14 protein-coding genes are annotated in these 14,552 nt (G+C 62.8%); 9 read left to right on the top strand and 5 right to left on the bottom strand.

Annotation, left to right across the window (positions count from 1 at the left end; genetic code table 11):
- Positions 1 to 283: 283 nt before the first annotated feature.
- Together NIT7645_RS15645 and NIT7645_RS15640 are read right to left on the bottom strand one after the other, a co-directional pair.
- Positions 284 to 1,513 carry a sigma-54-dependent transcriptional regulator gene (locus NIT7645_RS15645; RefSeq protein WP_008562930.1) on the bottom strand — a complete coding sequence of 410 codons (1,230 nt, stop codon included), beginning with the start codon at positions 1,511 to 1,513 and terminating at the stop codon, positions 284 to 286.
- Positions 1,510 to 3,360, bottom strand: coding sequence for a sensor histidine kinase (locus NIT7645_RS15640; RefSeq protein ID WP_110732374.1), 1,851 nt, complete (start codon positions 3,358 to 3,360; stop codon positions 1,510 to 1,512). The genes NIT7645_RS15645 and NIT7645_RS15640 overlap by 4 nt, the downstream gene beginning before the upstream one ends.
- Positions 3,361 to 3,421: 61 nt before the next feature.
- Here NIT7645_RS15640 and NIT7645_RS15635 point away from each other — a divergent pair, with 61 nt between their 5' ends.
- Positions 3,422 to 4,606: a cytochrome P450 gene (locus tag NIT7645_RS15635; RefSeq protein WP_050687487.1), complete on the top strand. Its 1,185-nt coding sequence runs from the start codon at positions 3,422 to 3,424 to the stop codon at positions 4,604 to 4,606.
- Positions 4,607 to 4,691: 85 nt separating this feature from the next.
- Here NIT7645_RS15635 and NIT7645_RS15630 read toward each other — a convergent pair whose 3' ends face one another.
- Both NIT7645_RS15630 and NIT7645_RS15625 read right to left on the bottom strand, forming a co-directional pair.
- Positions 4,692 to 5,936, bottom strand: coding sequence for an MFS transporter (locus tag NIT7645_RS15630; RefSeq protein ID WP_037302219.1), 1,245 nt, complete (start codon positions 5,934 to 5,936; stop codon positions 4,692 to 4,694).
- 196 nt (positions 5,937 to 6,132) lie between these two features.
- Positions 6,133 to 6,612: an Lrp/AsnC family transcriptional regulator gene (locus NIT7645_RS15625; RefSeq protein ID WP_008561313.1), complete on the bottom strand. Its 480-nt coding sequence runs from the start codon at positions 6,610 to 6,612 to the stop codon at positions 6,133 to 6,135.
- Positions 6,613 to 6,790: 178 nt separating this feature from the next.
- On the opposite strand from NIT7645_RS15625, the gene cobA reads away from it, so the two are divergent.
- The 6 genes from cobA to NIT7645_RS15595 all read left to right on the top strand — a co-directional run bounded on the left by cobA (position 6,791) and on the right by NIT7645_RS15595 (position 11,777).
- Positions 6,791 to 7,612 (top strand): uroporphyrinogen-III C-methyltransferase, encoded by an 822-nt coding sequence (gene cobA, locus NIT7645_RS15620; protein ID WP_008559923.1) that lies wholly within the window; start codon positions 6,791 to 6,793, stop codon positions 7,610 to 7,612.
- Complete coding sequence (locus NIT7645_RS15615; RefSeq protein WP_008563087.1) at positions 7,612 to 7,920, top strand: DUF2849 domain-containing protein; 309 nt, start codon at positions 7,612 to 7,614, stop codon at positions 7,918 to 7,920. Before cobA ends, NIT7645_RS15615 begins: the two co-directional genes overlap by 1 nt.
- The gene (locus NIT7645_RS15610; protein WP_008561135.1) at positions 7,913 to 9,580 is read left to right on the top strand and encodes a nitrite/sulfite reductase; all 1,668 of its coding nucleotides are present in this window, start codon (positions 7,913 to 7,915) and stop codon (positions 9,578 to 9,580) included. The genes NIT7645_RS15615 and NIT7645_RS15610 overlap by 8 nt, the downstream gene beginning before the upstream one ends.
- A gap of 3 nt (positions 9,581 to 9,583) precedes the next feature.
- A complete protein-coding gene (locus tag NIT7645_RS15605; protein WP_008558794.1) occupies positions 9,584 to 10,348 on the top strand; it encodes a phosphoadenylyl-sulfate reductase in 765 nt (254 codons plus the stop codon).
- A 3-nt stretch (positions 10,349 to 10,351) separates the two neighbouring features.
- Positions 10,352 to 10,753: a DUF934 domain-containing protein gene (locus tag NIT7645_RS15600; RefSeq protein ID WP_008559827.1), complete on the top strand. Its 402-nt coding sequence runs from the start codon at positions 10,352 to 10,354 to the stop codon at positions 10,751 to 10,753.
- 157 nt (positions 10,754 to 10,910) lie between these two features.
- Complete coding sequence (locus NIT7645_RS15595; protein WP_008561336.1) at positions 10,911 to 11,777, top strand: ferredoxin--NADP reductase; 867 nt, start codon at positions 10,911 to 10,913, stop codon at positions 11,775 to 11,777.
- 97 nt (positions 11,778 to 11,874) lie between these two features.
- Here NIT7645_RS15595 and NIT7645_RS15590 read toward each other — a convergent pair whose 3' ends face one another.
- Positions 11,875 to 12,747 (bottom strand): hypothetical protein, encoded by an 873-nt coding sequence (locus NIT7645_RS15590; protein ID WP_008561048.1) that lies wholly within the window; start codon positions 12,745 to 12,747, stop codon positions 11,875 to 11,877.
- Between NIT7645_RS15590 and infC the strand changes: the two genes are divergently transcribed.
- Positions 12,746 to 13,606, top strand: a complete 861-nt coding sequence (gene infC, locus NIT7645_RS19900) for a translation initiation factor IF-3 (RefSeq protein ID WP_341461998.1) — start codon at positions 12,746 to 12,748, stop codon at positions 13,604 to 13,606. The two genes, NIT7645_RS15590 and infC, sit on opposite strands and share 2 nt — an antisense overlap.
- Before the next feature lie 258 nt (positions 13,607 to 13,864).
- On the top strand, positions 13,865 to 14,506 hold the full coding sequence (locus NIT7645_RS19780) for a methyl-accepting chemotaxis protein (protein WP_050687483.1): 642 nt from the start codon (positions 13,865 to 13,867) through the stop codon (positions 14,504 to 14,506).
- Positions 14,507 to 14,552 lie beyond the last annotated feature (46 nt).

The raw sequence follows: 14,552 nt of genomic DNA, 5'->3' as shown, positions 1-14,552 counted from the left end.
ACTGGCCTTTGTCGCGACACCGGGGTGATTTGGCACATCACCCCAACAAAGCAGCCTCTGGCACAGGCTGCAAACCGGAGACCGGCCCGTCGCTGCAGCGCTGCTGCACACCACGGGCGTTCACATGACCGATGTTGACACTGGTTGACGAACATGGGGCCGACCGACACGCGGCCCCATCCCCCTCCGCCCCTGCCCCTGATCGGGGCTCTGGCGGCGCCGCCACCTTCTGCCCCGCGCCTGTCACAGGACGCGGACCACACCAGAAGCCGGGACAGAGCCCTCAGCGGCGATAGTCCTCAGGCCGGATGCCATAGCGCGCCAGCTTGTCATAAAACGTCTTGCGCGGCAGCTTCAGGGCTTTGGCCGCGGCAGAGGCATTGCCGTTCTGCCGTCCGAGCGCCGCAATAAGCAGCGAGCGTTCGACCTGCGCCAATTGCTCGGCCAGCCCCAGCTCCGCCGACTGCGCCGCTTCCTCCGGCATCCCCAGCACAAACCGCATCGCCGCCGACATCAGCGAACGCGCATTGCCGGGCCAGTCCTGCGCCATCAGCGCCGCCAGATGCTCCTGCGGGATATCCGGCGTGGCGATGCCTGCCTGCTCGGCGGCCTGGGCGACATAGTGGCTGAACAGCACCGGTATGTCCTCGGGCCGCTCTGACAGCGCCGGAATGCGCACCCGCATCACATCAAGGCGGTAGAAAAGATCGGCCAGAAACCGCCCCTCTGCCGCCTCCTGCGCCAGATCCGCAACCGAGCCCACAAGAACCCGCGCCTCGATGCCCTGCTCCAACGCCTCCAACATGGCATATTGCGTTTCACTTGGCAGGGCGGCGATTTCATCAAGGTACAGCGATCCCCCCGCGGCCTCGCGGCACAGGTCTGCAAACCCTTCCGCACTGAGCCCCGCCGCCGGACGTTTCACAAACGGCCCCTGCCCGCGCGGCGACATCAGGTGAATGACCTCCGCCACCTTGGAAATTCCGCCCCCCGGCGCACCGGTCACCAGCACCTCGGCTCCTGTGGCCGCCACCGCGCGGGCCCGCGCGCGCAGCTCTTCCACCTGCGGCGAGGTGCCAAAGATCATCCGCGCTGCCGGATCGCCGCTTTCCAGTCGCGACTTCAGGGCGCGGTTTTCCCGCACCAGCGCCCGCGTTTTCAGCGCCCGACGCACCACCGCCATCAGATCCGCGCTGGCGCAGGGTTTTTCGAGAAAATCAAAGGCGCCTTCGGCCATCGCCTGCACCGCCATGGGAATATCGCCCTCGCCGGTCAGCAGGATCACCGGCAGATCCGCGTCCACCTCGCGCACATAGCGCAGCAGATGAAACCCATCGCGCCCCGGCATTCGCATGTCCGACAGGATCACACCGTCAAAATCAGGCGTGATCAGATCCTTGGCCGCCACAAAGGATCCCACGGTGATGGCATCACATTCCGCCAGCTCCAGCGTCTGCCCCAACGCCGCGCGCACCGCCGCATCATCATCCACCACCAAAACCCGATTGGTCATGCCAGTTCATCCCGTTGTTTGGCCCGTTGTTCGGCCTGCTGATTGGCCTGTTGGCCAGCCTGTTGTCCCGTAACGGTCTGCGCCTGGTCGCGCCAGCGATCCAGCTCTACCGTGAACTCTGCGCCAGTGCCTGTGTTGGTCCCGCGGATATGGCCGCCAAAGCTCTGCACCAGCCCGTAGGAAATCGACAACCCCAGCCCCATGCCATCCGCGCCGCCCACCGCCTTGGTGGAATAGAACGGCTCGAAAATCTTCTCGGGCTCCTTCAGACCGGGGCCAATATCGCGCACCGTAACCGCCAGCCGCCCGCCTGCATCCACACCGCCGTCATCCTGACGTGTCTCAATCGCGATGTGGATTTCGCGCTGTTCCTGATCCAGCATCGCGTCCGCCGCATTGTTGATGAGGTTCACAAACACCTGCGACAGCCGCACCTCTCCCCCCCAGGCAAAGACCGGCTCCGCAGGTGGCTGCCAGATCAGGTCAACCCGGTCCTGCCGAAGACGCGGCTCTGTCAGCTCAATCGCGGATGCAATCACCTGCCCCAGATCGACCCGCCCCATCGGCTCGCTTTCATTGCGGGCAAAGGCGCGCAGGTTCTTGATGATCCGCGCCATCCGACCCGCCATCTGGGCAATGCGGCCAAGGTTCTCTCCTGCCCGCTCCGGCTTGCCGCGCGCCACAAACGCCTCGCCGTTTTCGGCATATTGCTGGATCGCCATCAAAGGCTGATTCAGCTCGTGACTGATCCCCGCCGACATCTGCCCCAGCGCTGACAGTTTGCCCGCCTGCACCAGATCCTCCTGCGCGCGCTTCAGCGCGGCCTCGGCCTCCTGACGTTCCTGCACCTCGCGGGTCAGCCGCATGTTGGTGGCCGACAATGCCCGTGTGCGCGCCTCCACCCGGCTCTCCAGAACGGCATTTGCCTCCGCCAGCGTCCGGCGCCGCTCAATCGCGAGCACCAGCATCGCCCCAAGCGCCAGCACGATCGCGGCCACCGCCGCCGCCTGCAACCCCGCCAGACGCTGTGCAGGGGCCACATCCACGAGGATCTCGCCCACCATACCAATCTGCGGCAGGTTCACCGACAGATGCAGGGCGCGTTCCGGCAGATAGGGCGACCAGCGCAGATCCCAGATCTCATGCGGCCCTTCCAGCCAGGAGCGCAGCGCCACCTGCCGGCCATCCGGTGGCAACAGACCCGGCCCCGCGGTGCTGCGCTGCCAGAACAACAGCTCGCGCCGGTTGGCGATGAACACCTCACCACCCCGGTTGGTGAAAAACACCGCAGGCAGCGACCCGCGCCAGGTCTGTTCCACATCCTCGACATCGGCGACCACCACCAGCGCCCCGCGCACCCGGCGATCCACGTCGAAATCAGGCGCCGCGTAGATATAGGCGCGCCGCCCTCCCGGCTGCAGCACGCCATACCCGGTGCCCAGCGCGCCCTGCATCGCGCGCTGGAAATAGTCGCTCTGGGTCACATCGCGCCCCATCACCCCCTCGGCGGCCACAACCACCCGTCCCTGCCTGTCGACAAAGAACACATCCAGCGCCGCTGTCTTGTCCGCCACCTCGCGCAACAGCCCCTGCGCCGCTGCACGCGCCTCTGCCCGGTCCAGCCGCTTGAGCGTCGGGTGATCGGCCATCAAAACCGCCAGCTCCTGATAGACCTGCAACTGCGTGGTGACCCGGTCCGACGCCAGTTCCAGATCCGCGGCACTGCGTTCGGCAAGCGAATCAAGCGCTTGGCGATATCCCAGCCGGTAAACGCCCCCGGCCACAGCCGCCACCGCCCCCAAAAGAAGCGCCAGAATGATCCACCGATGTGCGTGAAATTGCGTCATTGGCCGCACAGTAGCAAAGCCCCCCTTGCATTGACCAGCCGCCTTGGCAAAAGCTGCGCGGATGAAGACATTGACTCAATCCCCCACCGATCCCGATTTCGTCCAATCGCCCTATGGCTTTTACGCCGCTGCACGGGCCGAGGGACATCTGCATTTCTGGCAGGACTACAAGATGGTTGCAGCCTTTTCACATGCTGCTGTCCACATGCTTTTGCGCGACCGCCGCTTTGGCCGCGAAATCCCGCCAGAGATGGCAAAGGAAAGCCCGGCCCATCTCGCCCCGTTCATGCAGGTCGAGGCCCATTCGCTCTTGGATGCGGAACCTCCCCGCCACACCCGCCTGCGCCGTCTGATCCTGCGCGCCTTCACCAGCCGCGAAATCAAGGCGCTGGCGCCGGGCCTGGACAGCCTCTGCCATGAGCTGATCGACAGCTTTCCCAAGGACGCGCCGTTTGATCTGCTGTCGACCTACTGCACCCAGGTGCCGGTGATCGCGATCTGCCGCCTTTTGGGCGTGCCGACCGATATGGCGCCGCAACTGCTGGACTGGTCACACAAGATGGTGGCGATGTATCAGGCCTCGCGCACCGAAGTGACAGAACACGCCGCCGCCCGCGCCAGCCAGGAGTTCATCGACTTCCTCACCACCTATGTGGATGAACGCCGCAAGACCCCGGGCGAGGATCTCATCACCCGCCTCATCCAGGCCGAAGAAGACGGCGAGAGCCTGTCGACGGACGAGCTGATCGGCACCTGCATCCTGTTGCTGAACGCAGGCCACGAGGCCACGGTGCATTCGCTGGGCAATGGCGTGAAAACCATGCTGCAACAGGGCTGGGACGCCGCTTGGCTGTCACCCGAGGGGATCGAGGGGCTGGTCGAGGAAATCCTGCGCTATGACCCGCCGCTGCACATGTTCACCCGCTACGCCTATGAAGAGGTCGAGATGTTCGGCCATACTTTCAAACTCGGCGACGAGGTGGCCTTGTTGCTGGCTGCGGCCAACCGTGACCCGGAGCTGCTGGAGGATCCGGAGCGTTTTGACCCCACGCGCCCGCCAAAGGTCAACCAGAGCTTCGGCGGTGGTCTGCATTTCTGCGTCGGCGCGCCACTGGCACGGATGGAAATGCAGATCGCCCTGCCCATCCTGTTTGAGCGCTGCCCGAACCTGAAACTGGCCGCGGCCCCGGAATACAACAACACCTACCACTTCCACGGGCTGACCCGCCTGATGGTCGAGGTGTGACACAGAGCCGGCGGGCCGCTTGGCCCGCCACCTGCCCTGTCCAAGCGGATTTGGCTGCCCTGTTTGGCCAGCCCTGAGTACGCCATCACGCAGGCGTCTTGGGCCGCCCCAGGATAAGCACGACACAGGCCACGATCGCCACCAGCGACGCGCTGCGGATCACGGTCTGGAAATCATAAGCCTGGGCAATCACCCCCACTGCCGGACCTGCCAAAATGCCGCTCATCATCAGGGCGTTCCAATAGATCGCCGTGGCCCGCGCGGGGGCGTCCTTGGCGAACGACTGCACATAGCTGATGCCGAGACTTGCGTAGAACCCATAATAAAGCCCCTCCAGCGCAGCCCCGGCCATCATCTGGGCAAAGGTCTCCACCAAGGCCAGCAGCTGGATCGTCACGATCGCCAGACAGGTCACCGCCAGCAGCGCCCGCCACATGCCAAACCGTGCAATCACCCAGGGTGTCGAGAAAATCGCAATGACCTCGACAAAGGTCTTCATGCTAAAGGCAACCCCCGGTGCATAGCCCGGAAGCCCGACCTCCTGAACGAAAAATACCGGCAAAGCGGAAAATGTCGCCGCATGGGCCAACGACAGGGAAAAAACAAACACAGCCGCGAGCCAGATCTCTCGCGACAGAGGCCCGGCCCCGACGGCAGAGCTGCGGGCCCCCGGCTGATCCACGGCCTGCCCCTGTGCCGGGGTCCGGCGCGCGCTCTGCTCCGGTGCCGCGGCCGTGATCTCCCGCGGCAAGGTCAGCCACCACAGCGCCACATAAACCGCCGCCGCCATCAGCGCCGCCACAAACACCGCGCGCGCACCAAAGCCGTCCGCGATCAGAAAACTCAACGCGGGCCCGATCATCCAGGCCGTCGAAGTGGTGGCCCGCATATGCGAATTGAACTGCACCCGCGACACGGCATGACGCTCTGCCATGTGACCGCCAAGGCTGAACATGGTGGAAATCGCGCTGGACGACATGCCAAAGCCCAGCACCCCAAGGCTCAGCAGCACCCAAAGCGCAGGTTTGAGCGCCAGCGCCCCTGCCGCCAGCACAAAGCCAGCAGCCGCCAGCCCCACCAGTGGAAACACCCGCGCGCCTGCATCGATGCGGCGCGCAAACAGCCGGTTCGCCGTCAAGGTCACGCTGATGGCCAGCACCGAGTACACCGAAATGACCCAAGGCGCCTGGCCCAGCCCCTCAACTAGAAAATAGCTCATGAACGGCAGTGTCATCGCCGTGCAGATGGTGCCGCTGAACAACAGCAGCAAAAACAGGATCCGCGCGCGAACCGGGCTGCGGTCCTGTGCCGGGGCAATCGGATGGGTCATGATCAAAGGGGCTCAACTGAAAACAGCCAAGCTATCCCAGAGCCCGCCGCCCCATGCAAGGGACTTGGTGCAAGGGATTTGACCGCCCCCTCTGCGCACCCGCGCCCGTCATCTTTCCCAAAATACTCCGGGGGAGAGGCGCAGCGCGCCGAGGGGGCAGCGCCCCCTTCTGTTCCCCCTTCTGGTCACCACCCCGTCAATCGGTGGCCACCGCCTCCAATGGCAAAAGCGTGGTCGATTTGATTTCCTCCATCGACAACAACGCGGTGACGTTGTGCACCTTCACCTCGGAAATCAGCGCCTGATAGAAAACATCATAGGCCCGGGCGTTCTTGACCCGCACCTTCAGGATATAGTCGATGTCCCCCGCCAGCCGGTGCGCCTCCTGCACTTCGGGGCGGTCGCGCAGCGCCTTGAGGAATTTGGCCTGCCACTCCGCTTCATGTTCCGATGTGCGGATCAGAACAAAGAAACAGGCCTCAAATCCCAGCGACTCTGCATCCAGCACCATGGTCTGCCGGCCAATGACGCCTGCCTCGCGCAATTTGCGGATACGATTCCACACCGGGGTCTTGGAACTGCCCACCCGACGAGCGATTTCATCCAGCGATTGGCCTGCATCGCGTTGCAGCTCTGCCAGGATTTTCCTGTCTGTGGCGTCAATCCGCACTGTCATTCCTGTTTTCTCCTTGTTTCGGGACCAACCAGACTGATTGCGTCACCGATTGGAACGATTTTCCTTATTTGCCGCAGCACGTAGCGCATAACAGGGAATATTTCCTATATCTAGGGACAAGTCAAACACACCCGACGCCCCCAAACCGGCGCATCCAGCAACAGAGACGAGGCCCAACATGACCGGTCCCATCAACACCACTTCCCACAAGCCCCTGCCCCAGCAGGCCGGGCGCTGTTGTGGGCTGGTTGCGGGCGAAGTGGCCTTTGCTGGCTCCGGCCCCGGCGATCCTGATCTGTTGACCCTCAAAGTGGCGCGCGCGCTGCAAGAGGCGGATGTGATCCTCTTTGATCGTCTGGTCAGCGCCGAGATCATGGCTCTTGCCGGGCCGCAGGCGCAGCTGGAAGACGTCGGCAAAGAGGGATTTGGACCGCAGGTCAGCCAGGAAGAGATCTGCGCCCGCATGGTGGCCCATGCCCGCACCGGTAAAAAGGTCCTGCGCCTGAAGTCCGGCGATCCCACCGTCTTTGGCCGTCTCGATGAAGAGCTGACCGCCTGTGAAGCTGCTGGCATCGGCTATCAGATCATGCCGGGCATCACCGCCGCCTCTGCGGCCGTGGCCTCCATTGGTCAAAGCCTGACGCAACGGGGCCGCAATGCCTCTGTGCGGTTTCTGACCGGCCACGACATGAAGGGCTTTGCCGATCACGACTGGGCCGCACTGGCCCGCCCCGGCGAGGTTGCCGCGATCTATATGGGCAAGAAATCCGCCCGCTTCGTGCAGGGCCGCCTGATCATGCACGGCGCCGATCGCGCAACCCCCGTGACCCTTGTCGAAAACGCCTCGCGGGCAGATCAGCGGGTGATTGAAACCACGCTGGACCGCCTGCCCACCGATCTTGCCGCGGCCAATCTGACCGGCCCGGCGCTGACTTTTCTTGGCCTTGCCCCGCGCGCCAGCGCCCAGGCCCTGAGTGACTTGAAAATGGAGCTCGCATAATGCCCCGCCCCTTTACGCCGAAAATCATCACCGCCAACGACCTGCTTGAAGGCGATGTGATCTATTACACCGCCGACAACAGCTGGACCCGCGAGATGTCGCAGGCCGAGCTGATCGAGGACGAGGCCGAAGCCCAGCTGCGCCTGATCGAAGCCGAAAAAGACGCGCTGCGCGTTGTGGGCATCTACCTGACCGACGCCAAGGCAGGCGCCAACGGCCCCGAGCCCACCCATTTCCGCGAAGATTTCCGCCGCACCGGCCCATCGAACTACCGCCACGGCAAACAGGAGGCCGCAGCCAATGTATAAGTACAACGACTTCGACACTGCCTTCCTGGAAGAGCGCAACCGCCAGTTCCGTGCCCAGGTCGAGCGCCGCATTGACGGCTCGCTGACCGAGGACGAGTTCAAGCCCCTGCGCCTGATGAACGGTCTGTATCTGCAGCTGCACGCCTATATGCTGCGGGTTGCGATCCCCTATGGCACGCTGTCTGCCAACCAGATGCGCCAGCTCGCGCTGCTGGCGGAAAAGTGGGACAAGGGCTATGGCCATTTCACCACCCGTCAGAACATCCAGTACAACTGGCCCAAGCTGAAGGACGTGCCGGACATGCTGGACGCGCTGGCAGAGGTGAACCTGCACGCAATCCAGACCTCCGGCAACACCATCCGCAACGTGACCGCCGACCATTTCGCCGGCGCCGCCGCGGACGAGATCGAAGACCCCCGCCCGATCGCGGAACTGATCCGTCAGTGGTCGACCGATCACCCGGAATTCCAGTTCATGGGCCGCAAGTTCAAGATCGCCGTCTCTGCCGGTGAAAAGGATCGCGCGGTTCTCAAGGCCCATGACCTCGCCGTGCGCATCGTGCGCAATGACGCGGGTGAGACCGGCTATCAGATCCTTGTGGGCGGTGGTCTTGGCCGTACGCCAATGATCGGCAAGGTGCTGAACGATTTTGTCAGCCAGGACGACCTGCTGCCCTATATCGAATCCGTGGTTTCAGTCTGGAACCAGCACGGTCGTCGCGACAACAAATACAAGGCGCGCATCAAGATCACCGTGCATGAGCTGGGCCTCGACAAGATCCGCGAGCTGACCGAAGAGCGTTTTGCGCTGGTGCGCCCAACCTTTGGTGGCGCCGATCTGGCCCTGTTCGAAGAGATCAAGGCCCATTTCGCAAACCCCGCCTTCCGCTCTGGCGGCACCGATGCCTATGAGGCCGCCTATCAGACCGATCCGGTCTTCCGCGCCTGGGCAGACACCAACCTGACCGCGCATAAGGCGGCCAACCACAGCATCGTCACCATCTCGATCAAGGCCCATGGCCAGACGCCCGGCGATGCCACCGCCGAGCAGATGCGCGTGATGGCAGATCTGGCCGAAGAGTACGGCTATGGCGAACTGCGCATCAGCCACGAGCAGAATGTGATCCTGCCGCATGTCCATCAAAACGACCTGCCCGCGATCCATGCGCGGCTGAAGGAACACGGTCTGGCCACCGCCAATATCGGCCTGATCTCCGACATCATCGCCTGCCCCGGCATGGACTACTGCGCGCTGGCAACCGCCCGCTCGATCCCGGTCGCTCAGGAAATCGCTACCCGCTTTGACGACCTGAAGCTGGAGCATGACGTGGGCCACCTGCAGATCAAGATCTCGGGCTGCATCAACGCCTGTGGCCACCACCACGTCGGTCACATCGGTATTCTGGGTCTCGACCGTGCAGGTGTGGAAAACTACCAGATCACACTGGGCGGCGATGCCACCGAAACCGCTGCCATCGGCACCCGCACCGGTCCCGGCTTTGCCTATGACGAAATCGTCCCGGCGGTAGAACGCATCGTTCTGACCTATCTGGACATCCGCGAAACCGAGGAAGAGACCTTCCTGGAGACCTATCGCCGCGTTGGCATGGATCCCTTCAAGGCAGCGCTCTATCCGGCGTCCGAAAAAAAGGTGGCCTGACCCATGGTTGGATTTGACCAGGCCCCGACAGCGGGTCCGGGCTCCGTAACCGAGACCGACCGGGATCTGGTCGAAAAGGTTGCCGAGCTGAACGCCCGCTACAAACACCATTCGGCCACCGCCGTGATGGAAGCTGCGTTGAATGATGCGGGCAACATTGCGCTGGTGTCGTCCTTTGGGGCGGAATCGGTGGTGCTGCTGCACATGGCGGCGCTGGCGGACAAAATGACGCCGGTGCTGTTTGTGGACACCGAATTGCTGTTCACCGAAACGCTGGTCTACCAGCAAGAGGTGAGCGAACGTCTGGGGCTGCGCAATGTTCAGGTCATCAAGGCCGATGACATTGCCGAAAAAGACCCCTATGGCGCGCTGCGGTTCTCGGACACCGATGCCTGCTGCGCCCTGCGCAAGACGGTGCCCCTGCAAAAGGCACTGGCTGGCTTTGATGGCTGGATCACGGGGCGCAAGCGCTTCCAGTCCGGCACCCGCGCCGCGCTTGACTTCTTTGAGGTCGAAGACGGCACCGGTCGCATCAAGGTGAACCCGCTGGCCCATTGGGCGCCCGATGATGTGCGCGCCTACATGACTGAAAACCGCCTGCCCCGGCACCCGCTTGTGGCAAAGGGCTATCCGTCGATCGGCTGTGCCCCCTGCACCAGCCCGGTCGCCGAAGGCGAAGATCCCCGCGCCGGTCGCTGGCGCAACCAGAACAAGGAAGAATGCGGCATCCACGTGGTGGATGGCAAATTCGTCCGCACAGGAGCTTGAGAGATGACTGTCATCATCACCGACGAGGGCTTTGGCCCTGAAACCTGGGACGCAGGCTTTGACGGCGCAAATGTGCTGGATCTTGCGTCTGACACCGACCCGCGCACCCTGGAAGGCAAGCTGGACGGGATCGAGATGATCCGCGTCGACTTTCCCTCCTTTGCGGATGGTCGCGGCTTTACCATCGCCCGGCATCTGCGCCTCATCGGCTACAAGGGCCGCCTGCGCGCCAAGGGTCATGTGATTTCCGACCAATACGCGATGGCGCGCCGCACCGGGTTTGATGAGGTGGAAATCTCTGACGAGCTGGCCGCCCGCCAGCCCGAAGACCAGTGGCAGTTCCGCGCCAACTGGCAGAGCCACAACTACCAGGCCCGCATGCGCGCGACCTCCAATCACGCCTGAGCCAGCCGGACCCCGAGCCCGGGAAAACCAGCGAAACCTGACCCTGACGCCGGTCCTGTTGCAAAAAGCGCGGGGCCGGTTTCACAAAACAGGGGTTTTCCTGACATGTATCAAAGACTAATCAGAGGTGCCGGCTACTCCTCCGGCAGTGCAACCGATGAATGAGATGACCTCCGTGACCGACACAGCAACCGACCAGAAGCCCGCCAAAGCCACCCCCGCGCTGCCCGACGCACAGACCGTGACCGAGGTGAAGCACTGGACCGACCGCCTGTTTTCGTTCCGCTGCACCCGCCCCGCGTCGCTGCGGTTCCGTTCGGGTGAGTTCGTGATGATCGGCCTGATGAACGACCCCGACCCCAAGACCGGCAAGCAAAAGCCGCTGTTGCGCGCCTATTCCATCGCGTCGCCCTCCTGGGACGAGGAAATGGAATTCTACTCGATCAAGGTGCAGGACGGTCCGCTGACCTCCAAGCTGCAGCACATCAAGGTGGGCGATGAAATCATCCTGCGCCCCAAACCCGTCGGCACGCTGGTGCATGATGCCCTGCTGCCCGGCAAGCGGATCTGGTTCTTTGCCACCGGCACCGGCTTTGCCCCCTTTGCGTCGCTCCTGCGCGAGCCGCAGACCTATGAAGATTACGACGAGGTCATCATCACCCACACCTGCCGCGAGGCCGGTGAGCTGACCTATGGCCGCGAACTGATCGAAAGCCTGAAAGAGGACGAGCTGCTGAACGAGCTGATCGGCGAAGGCTTCTGGAAGAAGATCAAATACTACCCGACCACCACCCGCGAAGAGAGCGCCAAGATGGGCCGCATCACCGACCTGATGCGCTCGGGCGAGGCCTTTGCCGATCTCGGCGTGCCGCCGCTGAACCCGGAAAGCGACCGCGCCATGATCTGCGGCAACCTCGCGTTCAATCTGGAACTGAAGGACCTGTTCGAAAACACCTATGGTCTGGAAGAAGGCGCAAATTCCAAGCCCGCGCATTTCGTGGTGGAAAAGGCCTTCCTCGACTGATCTCGGTCAGACACGGACAAGACAGCAAAACCCCCGCCGGATTGGCGGGGGTTTCTTTGTTTCTGGATGTTCATTCCGGGGGCGCTGACGGGCGCTGTTACTTCAGACCCAGCGCTTCCTGAATGCGGGTCAGGGTCTGCTCCAGCAGGGCCGGGTTGTTGCGCACCTGATCCAGCGTGGTTGTCAGCAGCGCCTTTTGGCCTGCGTCCAGCACAGAGGCGTCGATCATCTCTGCCACCTTGTCAAAATCAAAGCCTTCTGGGCTCAGCAGGGTTTTCTTGTCTGCATCGCTCAGCTCTGCCACCGGTGTATCAGCGGCCGCTGCGCTGGCGGCATCAGATGCGGTCTCGGCCCCCTCGCTCAGCGCATCAGCAGCGGTATCGGCAGCGCCGGTGACGGCCTCACCTGCGGCTTCGATCCCCTCGGCAACCGCCCCGGCGCCTGCGTCAACTGCGGCTCCGGCCTCTGCCGTGGCTGCATTGGCGGCATCAGATGCCCCTTCTGCCAGCTCTTCGCTCAGGGCGTTTGCGCTGTCCTGCGCCGCCTCTGCCTGATCGCTCAGCGTGGTTTCTGCGAGGTTTGCGCTGTTGCTGACACCCTCGGCAATGCCGCTGGCGGTGTTCTCGACGCTTTCGGCAACAGCCGCCGCCGCGTCATTGGCCGAAGAGACCGCCCCCGCAACAGCGTCATTGACCGCATCCGCCACATTGTCGGCAAGCGCTTCGGCCTGTTCCTGTACCTCGGCCCCGGCATCAGCGGCGGCATCGGCCGCGTTGTTCAGCGTCTGCTCCAGCTCTTGGGTGATGGTGGTGTCATCCGTGGCAAGCGGCTCCTGCGCGACGATCTCGGCGGGGGCCTCGTTGACCTGCTCTGGCGCTGCGGTGATGTCATCGGCCTGCTGGGAGGAGACATAGACATATCCACCCAAGGCAAGGGCGCCCACGCCAAGTGCTACGACGATCGGTTTCATGGTCATTCTCCTTCTGGTTTCCTGTCGGAATAACTGTGCCCTGCACTTGGCCCCTGACCTGCGCAACAACAAGGGGGAGAAATCCGCCCCCCGCCTCATCGGCCAAGCCCCGCTGATCGTGGCAGATTTTCCGCCGACCCGGCGCAGACAACATGACAGAAACGCGAAATCAGCGCACAAGTTCCCCTTGTGTCCCAAAGAAACCTTGAAATGCCCGGTGGGGGCGGTCATACCCGCATTTGACTTGAATCGCTGGCCCGGGGACGTTATTTTCCGGGCACTTTTCCGAAGTGACAGAAGGATAGACGTCATAGCCCGCAGACCTCATAATGCGCCGCCGCAACGCGATACCGGCCCGCGCACGAACGAAAAAATCCGTGCTCCTGAAATTCGCCTGATCGGCGCCGACGGGGAAAATGTCGGGGTGGTGCACCCTGCCAAGGCAATGCAACTGGCAGAAGAAGCCGGTCTTGACCTGGTAGAAATCTCGCCCAACGCAAACCCGCCCGTCTGCAAGATCATGGACTACGGCAAGTTCAAGTATGAACAGCAGAAGCGGGAAAGCGAAGCACGCAAGAAGCAGAAGATCATCGAGGTCAAAGAGGTCAAGTTCCGTCCGAACACGGATACCCATGACTATCAGGTCAAGATGAAGAACGTTTTCAAGTTCCTTGAAAACGGTGACAAGGTCAAAGTCACCCTGCGGTTCCGTGGTCGCGAAATGGCCCACCAGAACCTGGGCCGTGACCTGCTTTTGCGCGTTGCCGAAGACATCAAGGAACTGGGCAAGGTCGAAAACATGCCCAAGATGGAAGGCCGCCAGATGATCATGATGATCGCGCCGCTGCCCCAGAAATAATCCGCGCCACTGGCCGGACTGCCGACACCCTCGCACCTGATCCGTGCGGGGGTGTTTTGCGTTTGCGCCCCAGGCAAACCAGATCCCACCGCGCCTGTCGGATGGGTCGGCCACTGCCCCGCTGCTGCCCGCTCAAAAAAGAGGCAATTTATCCAATAGATACATGGCACGCTCACGTTTTCTTTACGTCCAGGCCCTAGCTCCTTTGGGGCAGATCGGCTGCAGCCGACACCACGACCGACAGAAGATGGAGCCCCCATGAAGCCTCTTTCCGACATTCAGAACAGTGCCTTCATGGCCATTGCCCCCTGCCGGGCCGCGTCTCTTGCGCTGGTGCTGATGGCCCGCGATGACACGCAGCAATCCCCCGAAGACAGCGCAACCCTGTTAGAGCAATCCGTCAGCCGCATCACTTCTGCCCATGACATGCTGACCCGTGGCCTCGACCGGCTGCTGGAAGAGGCCGAACATAAACTGCCTGCCGACCTTGAGGAACAGCGCAGAAACTCGCTCCAGGCGTTGCAACCATTTACCGATGTGATCGGTGAAGGCGGCAAATCCAGCCTTCTGGAGCGGATTTCAGCCAGGCCCTCACTGACGTCGCAATCGCTCTACCAGGTAGAGCCCATCGTCTCGCGTTTCCTCATCGACATGACCAAGAACATGTTCGACGAGCAGAAATCCCGCGACAGCGCCCGGGACGAGGGGATGCGCGACGCGATTGAAAATGCCGAAACCGTGGGGCGGCACATCCAGCTGATTGCCTTCAACGCCTCGATCGAGGCGGCCCGCATTGGCGATCAGGGCAAGGGGTTTGCGGTGATTGCGACCGAAATCCGCAACCTCTCAGGCCGCACGCAGACGCTCCTGGACACCATGTCGGACTATCTGCGCGCCTGATCAATGCAGGATCCATGAAAAACCAGCCCCAGCGATTGGCCGGGGC

This window comes from Phaeobacter italicus (genome assembly GCF_001258055.1).
GTDB lineage: Bacteria > Pseudomonadota > Alphaproteobacteria > Rhodobacterales > Rhodobacteraceae > Phaeobacter > Phaeobacter italicus.
Note: the sequence above shows the minus strand (reverse complement) of the source record. Positions and strands in the feature narration are given on the sequence as shown.

Excerpts from the sequence above, each read along its gene's own strand:
- NIT7645_RS15645 (WP_008562930.1), bottom strand. The coding sequence starts at position 1,513 with ATGACCAATCGGGTTTTGGTGGTGGATGATGATGCGGCGGTGCGCGCG.
- NIT7645_RS15640 (WP_110732374.1), bottom strand. The coding sequence starts at position 3,360 with ATGACGCAATTTCACGCACATCGGTGGATCATTCTGGCGCTTCTTTTG.
- NIT7645_RS15635 (WP_050687487.1), top strand. The coding sequence starts at position 3,422 with ATGAAGACATTGACTCAATCCCCCACCGATCCCGATTTCGTCCAATCG.
- NIT7645_RS15630 (WP_037302219.1), bottom strand. The coding sequence starts at position 5,936 with ATGACCCATCCGATTGCCCCGGCACAGGACCGCAGCCCGGTTCGCGCG.
- NIT7645_RS15625 (WP_008561313.1), bottom strand. The coding sequence starts at position 6,612 with ATGACAGTGCGGATTGACGCCACAGACAGGAAAATCCTGGCAGAGCTG.
- cobA (WP_008559923.1), top strand. The coding sequence starts at position 6,791 with ATGACCGGTCCCATCAACACCACTTCCCACAAGCCCCTGCCCCAGCAG.
- NIT7645_RS15615 (WP_008563087.1), top strand. The coding sequence starts at position 7,612 with ATGCCCCGCCCCTTTACGCCGAAAATCATCACCGCCAACGACCTGCTT.
- NIT7645_RS15610 (WP_008561135.1), top strand. The coding sequence starts at position 7,913 with ATGTATAAGTACAACGACTTCGACACTGCCTTCCTGGAAGAGCGCAAC.
- NIT7645_RS15605 (WP_008558794.1), top strand. The coding sequence starts at position 9,584 with ATGGTTGGATTTGACCAGGCCCCGACAGCGGGTCCGGGCTCCGTAACC.
- NIT7645_RS15600 (WP_008559827.1), top strand. The coding sequence starts at position 10,352 with ATGACTGTCATCATCACCGACGAGGGCTTTGGCCCTGAAACCTGGGAC.
- NIT7645_RS15595 (WP_008561336.1), top strand. The coding sequence starts at position 10,911 with ATGAATGAGATGACCTCCGTGACCGACACAGCAACCGACCAGAAGCCC.
- infC (WP_341461998.1), top strand. The coding sequence starts at position 12,746 with ATGGTCATTCTCCTTCTGGTTTCCTGTCGGAATAACTGTGCCCTGCAC.
- NIT7645_RS15590 (WP_008561048.1), bottom strand. The coding sequence starts at position 12,747 with ATGAAACCGATCGTCGTAGCACTTGGCGTGGGCGCCCTTGCCTTGGGT.
- NIT7645_RS19780 (WP_050687483.1), top strand. The coding sequence starts at position 13,865 with ATGAAGCCTCTTTCCGACATTCAGAACAGTGCCTTCATGGCCATTGCC.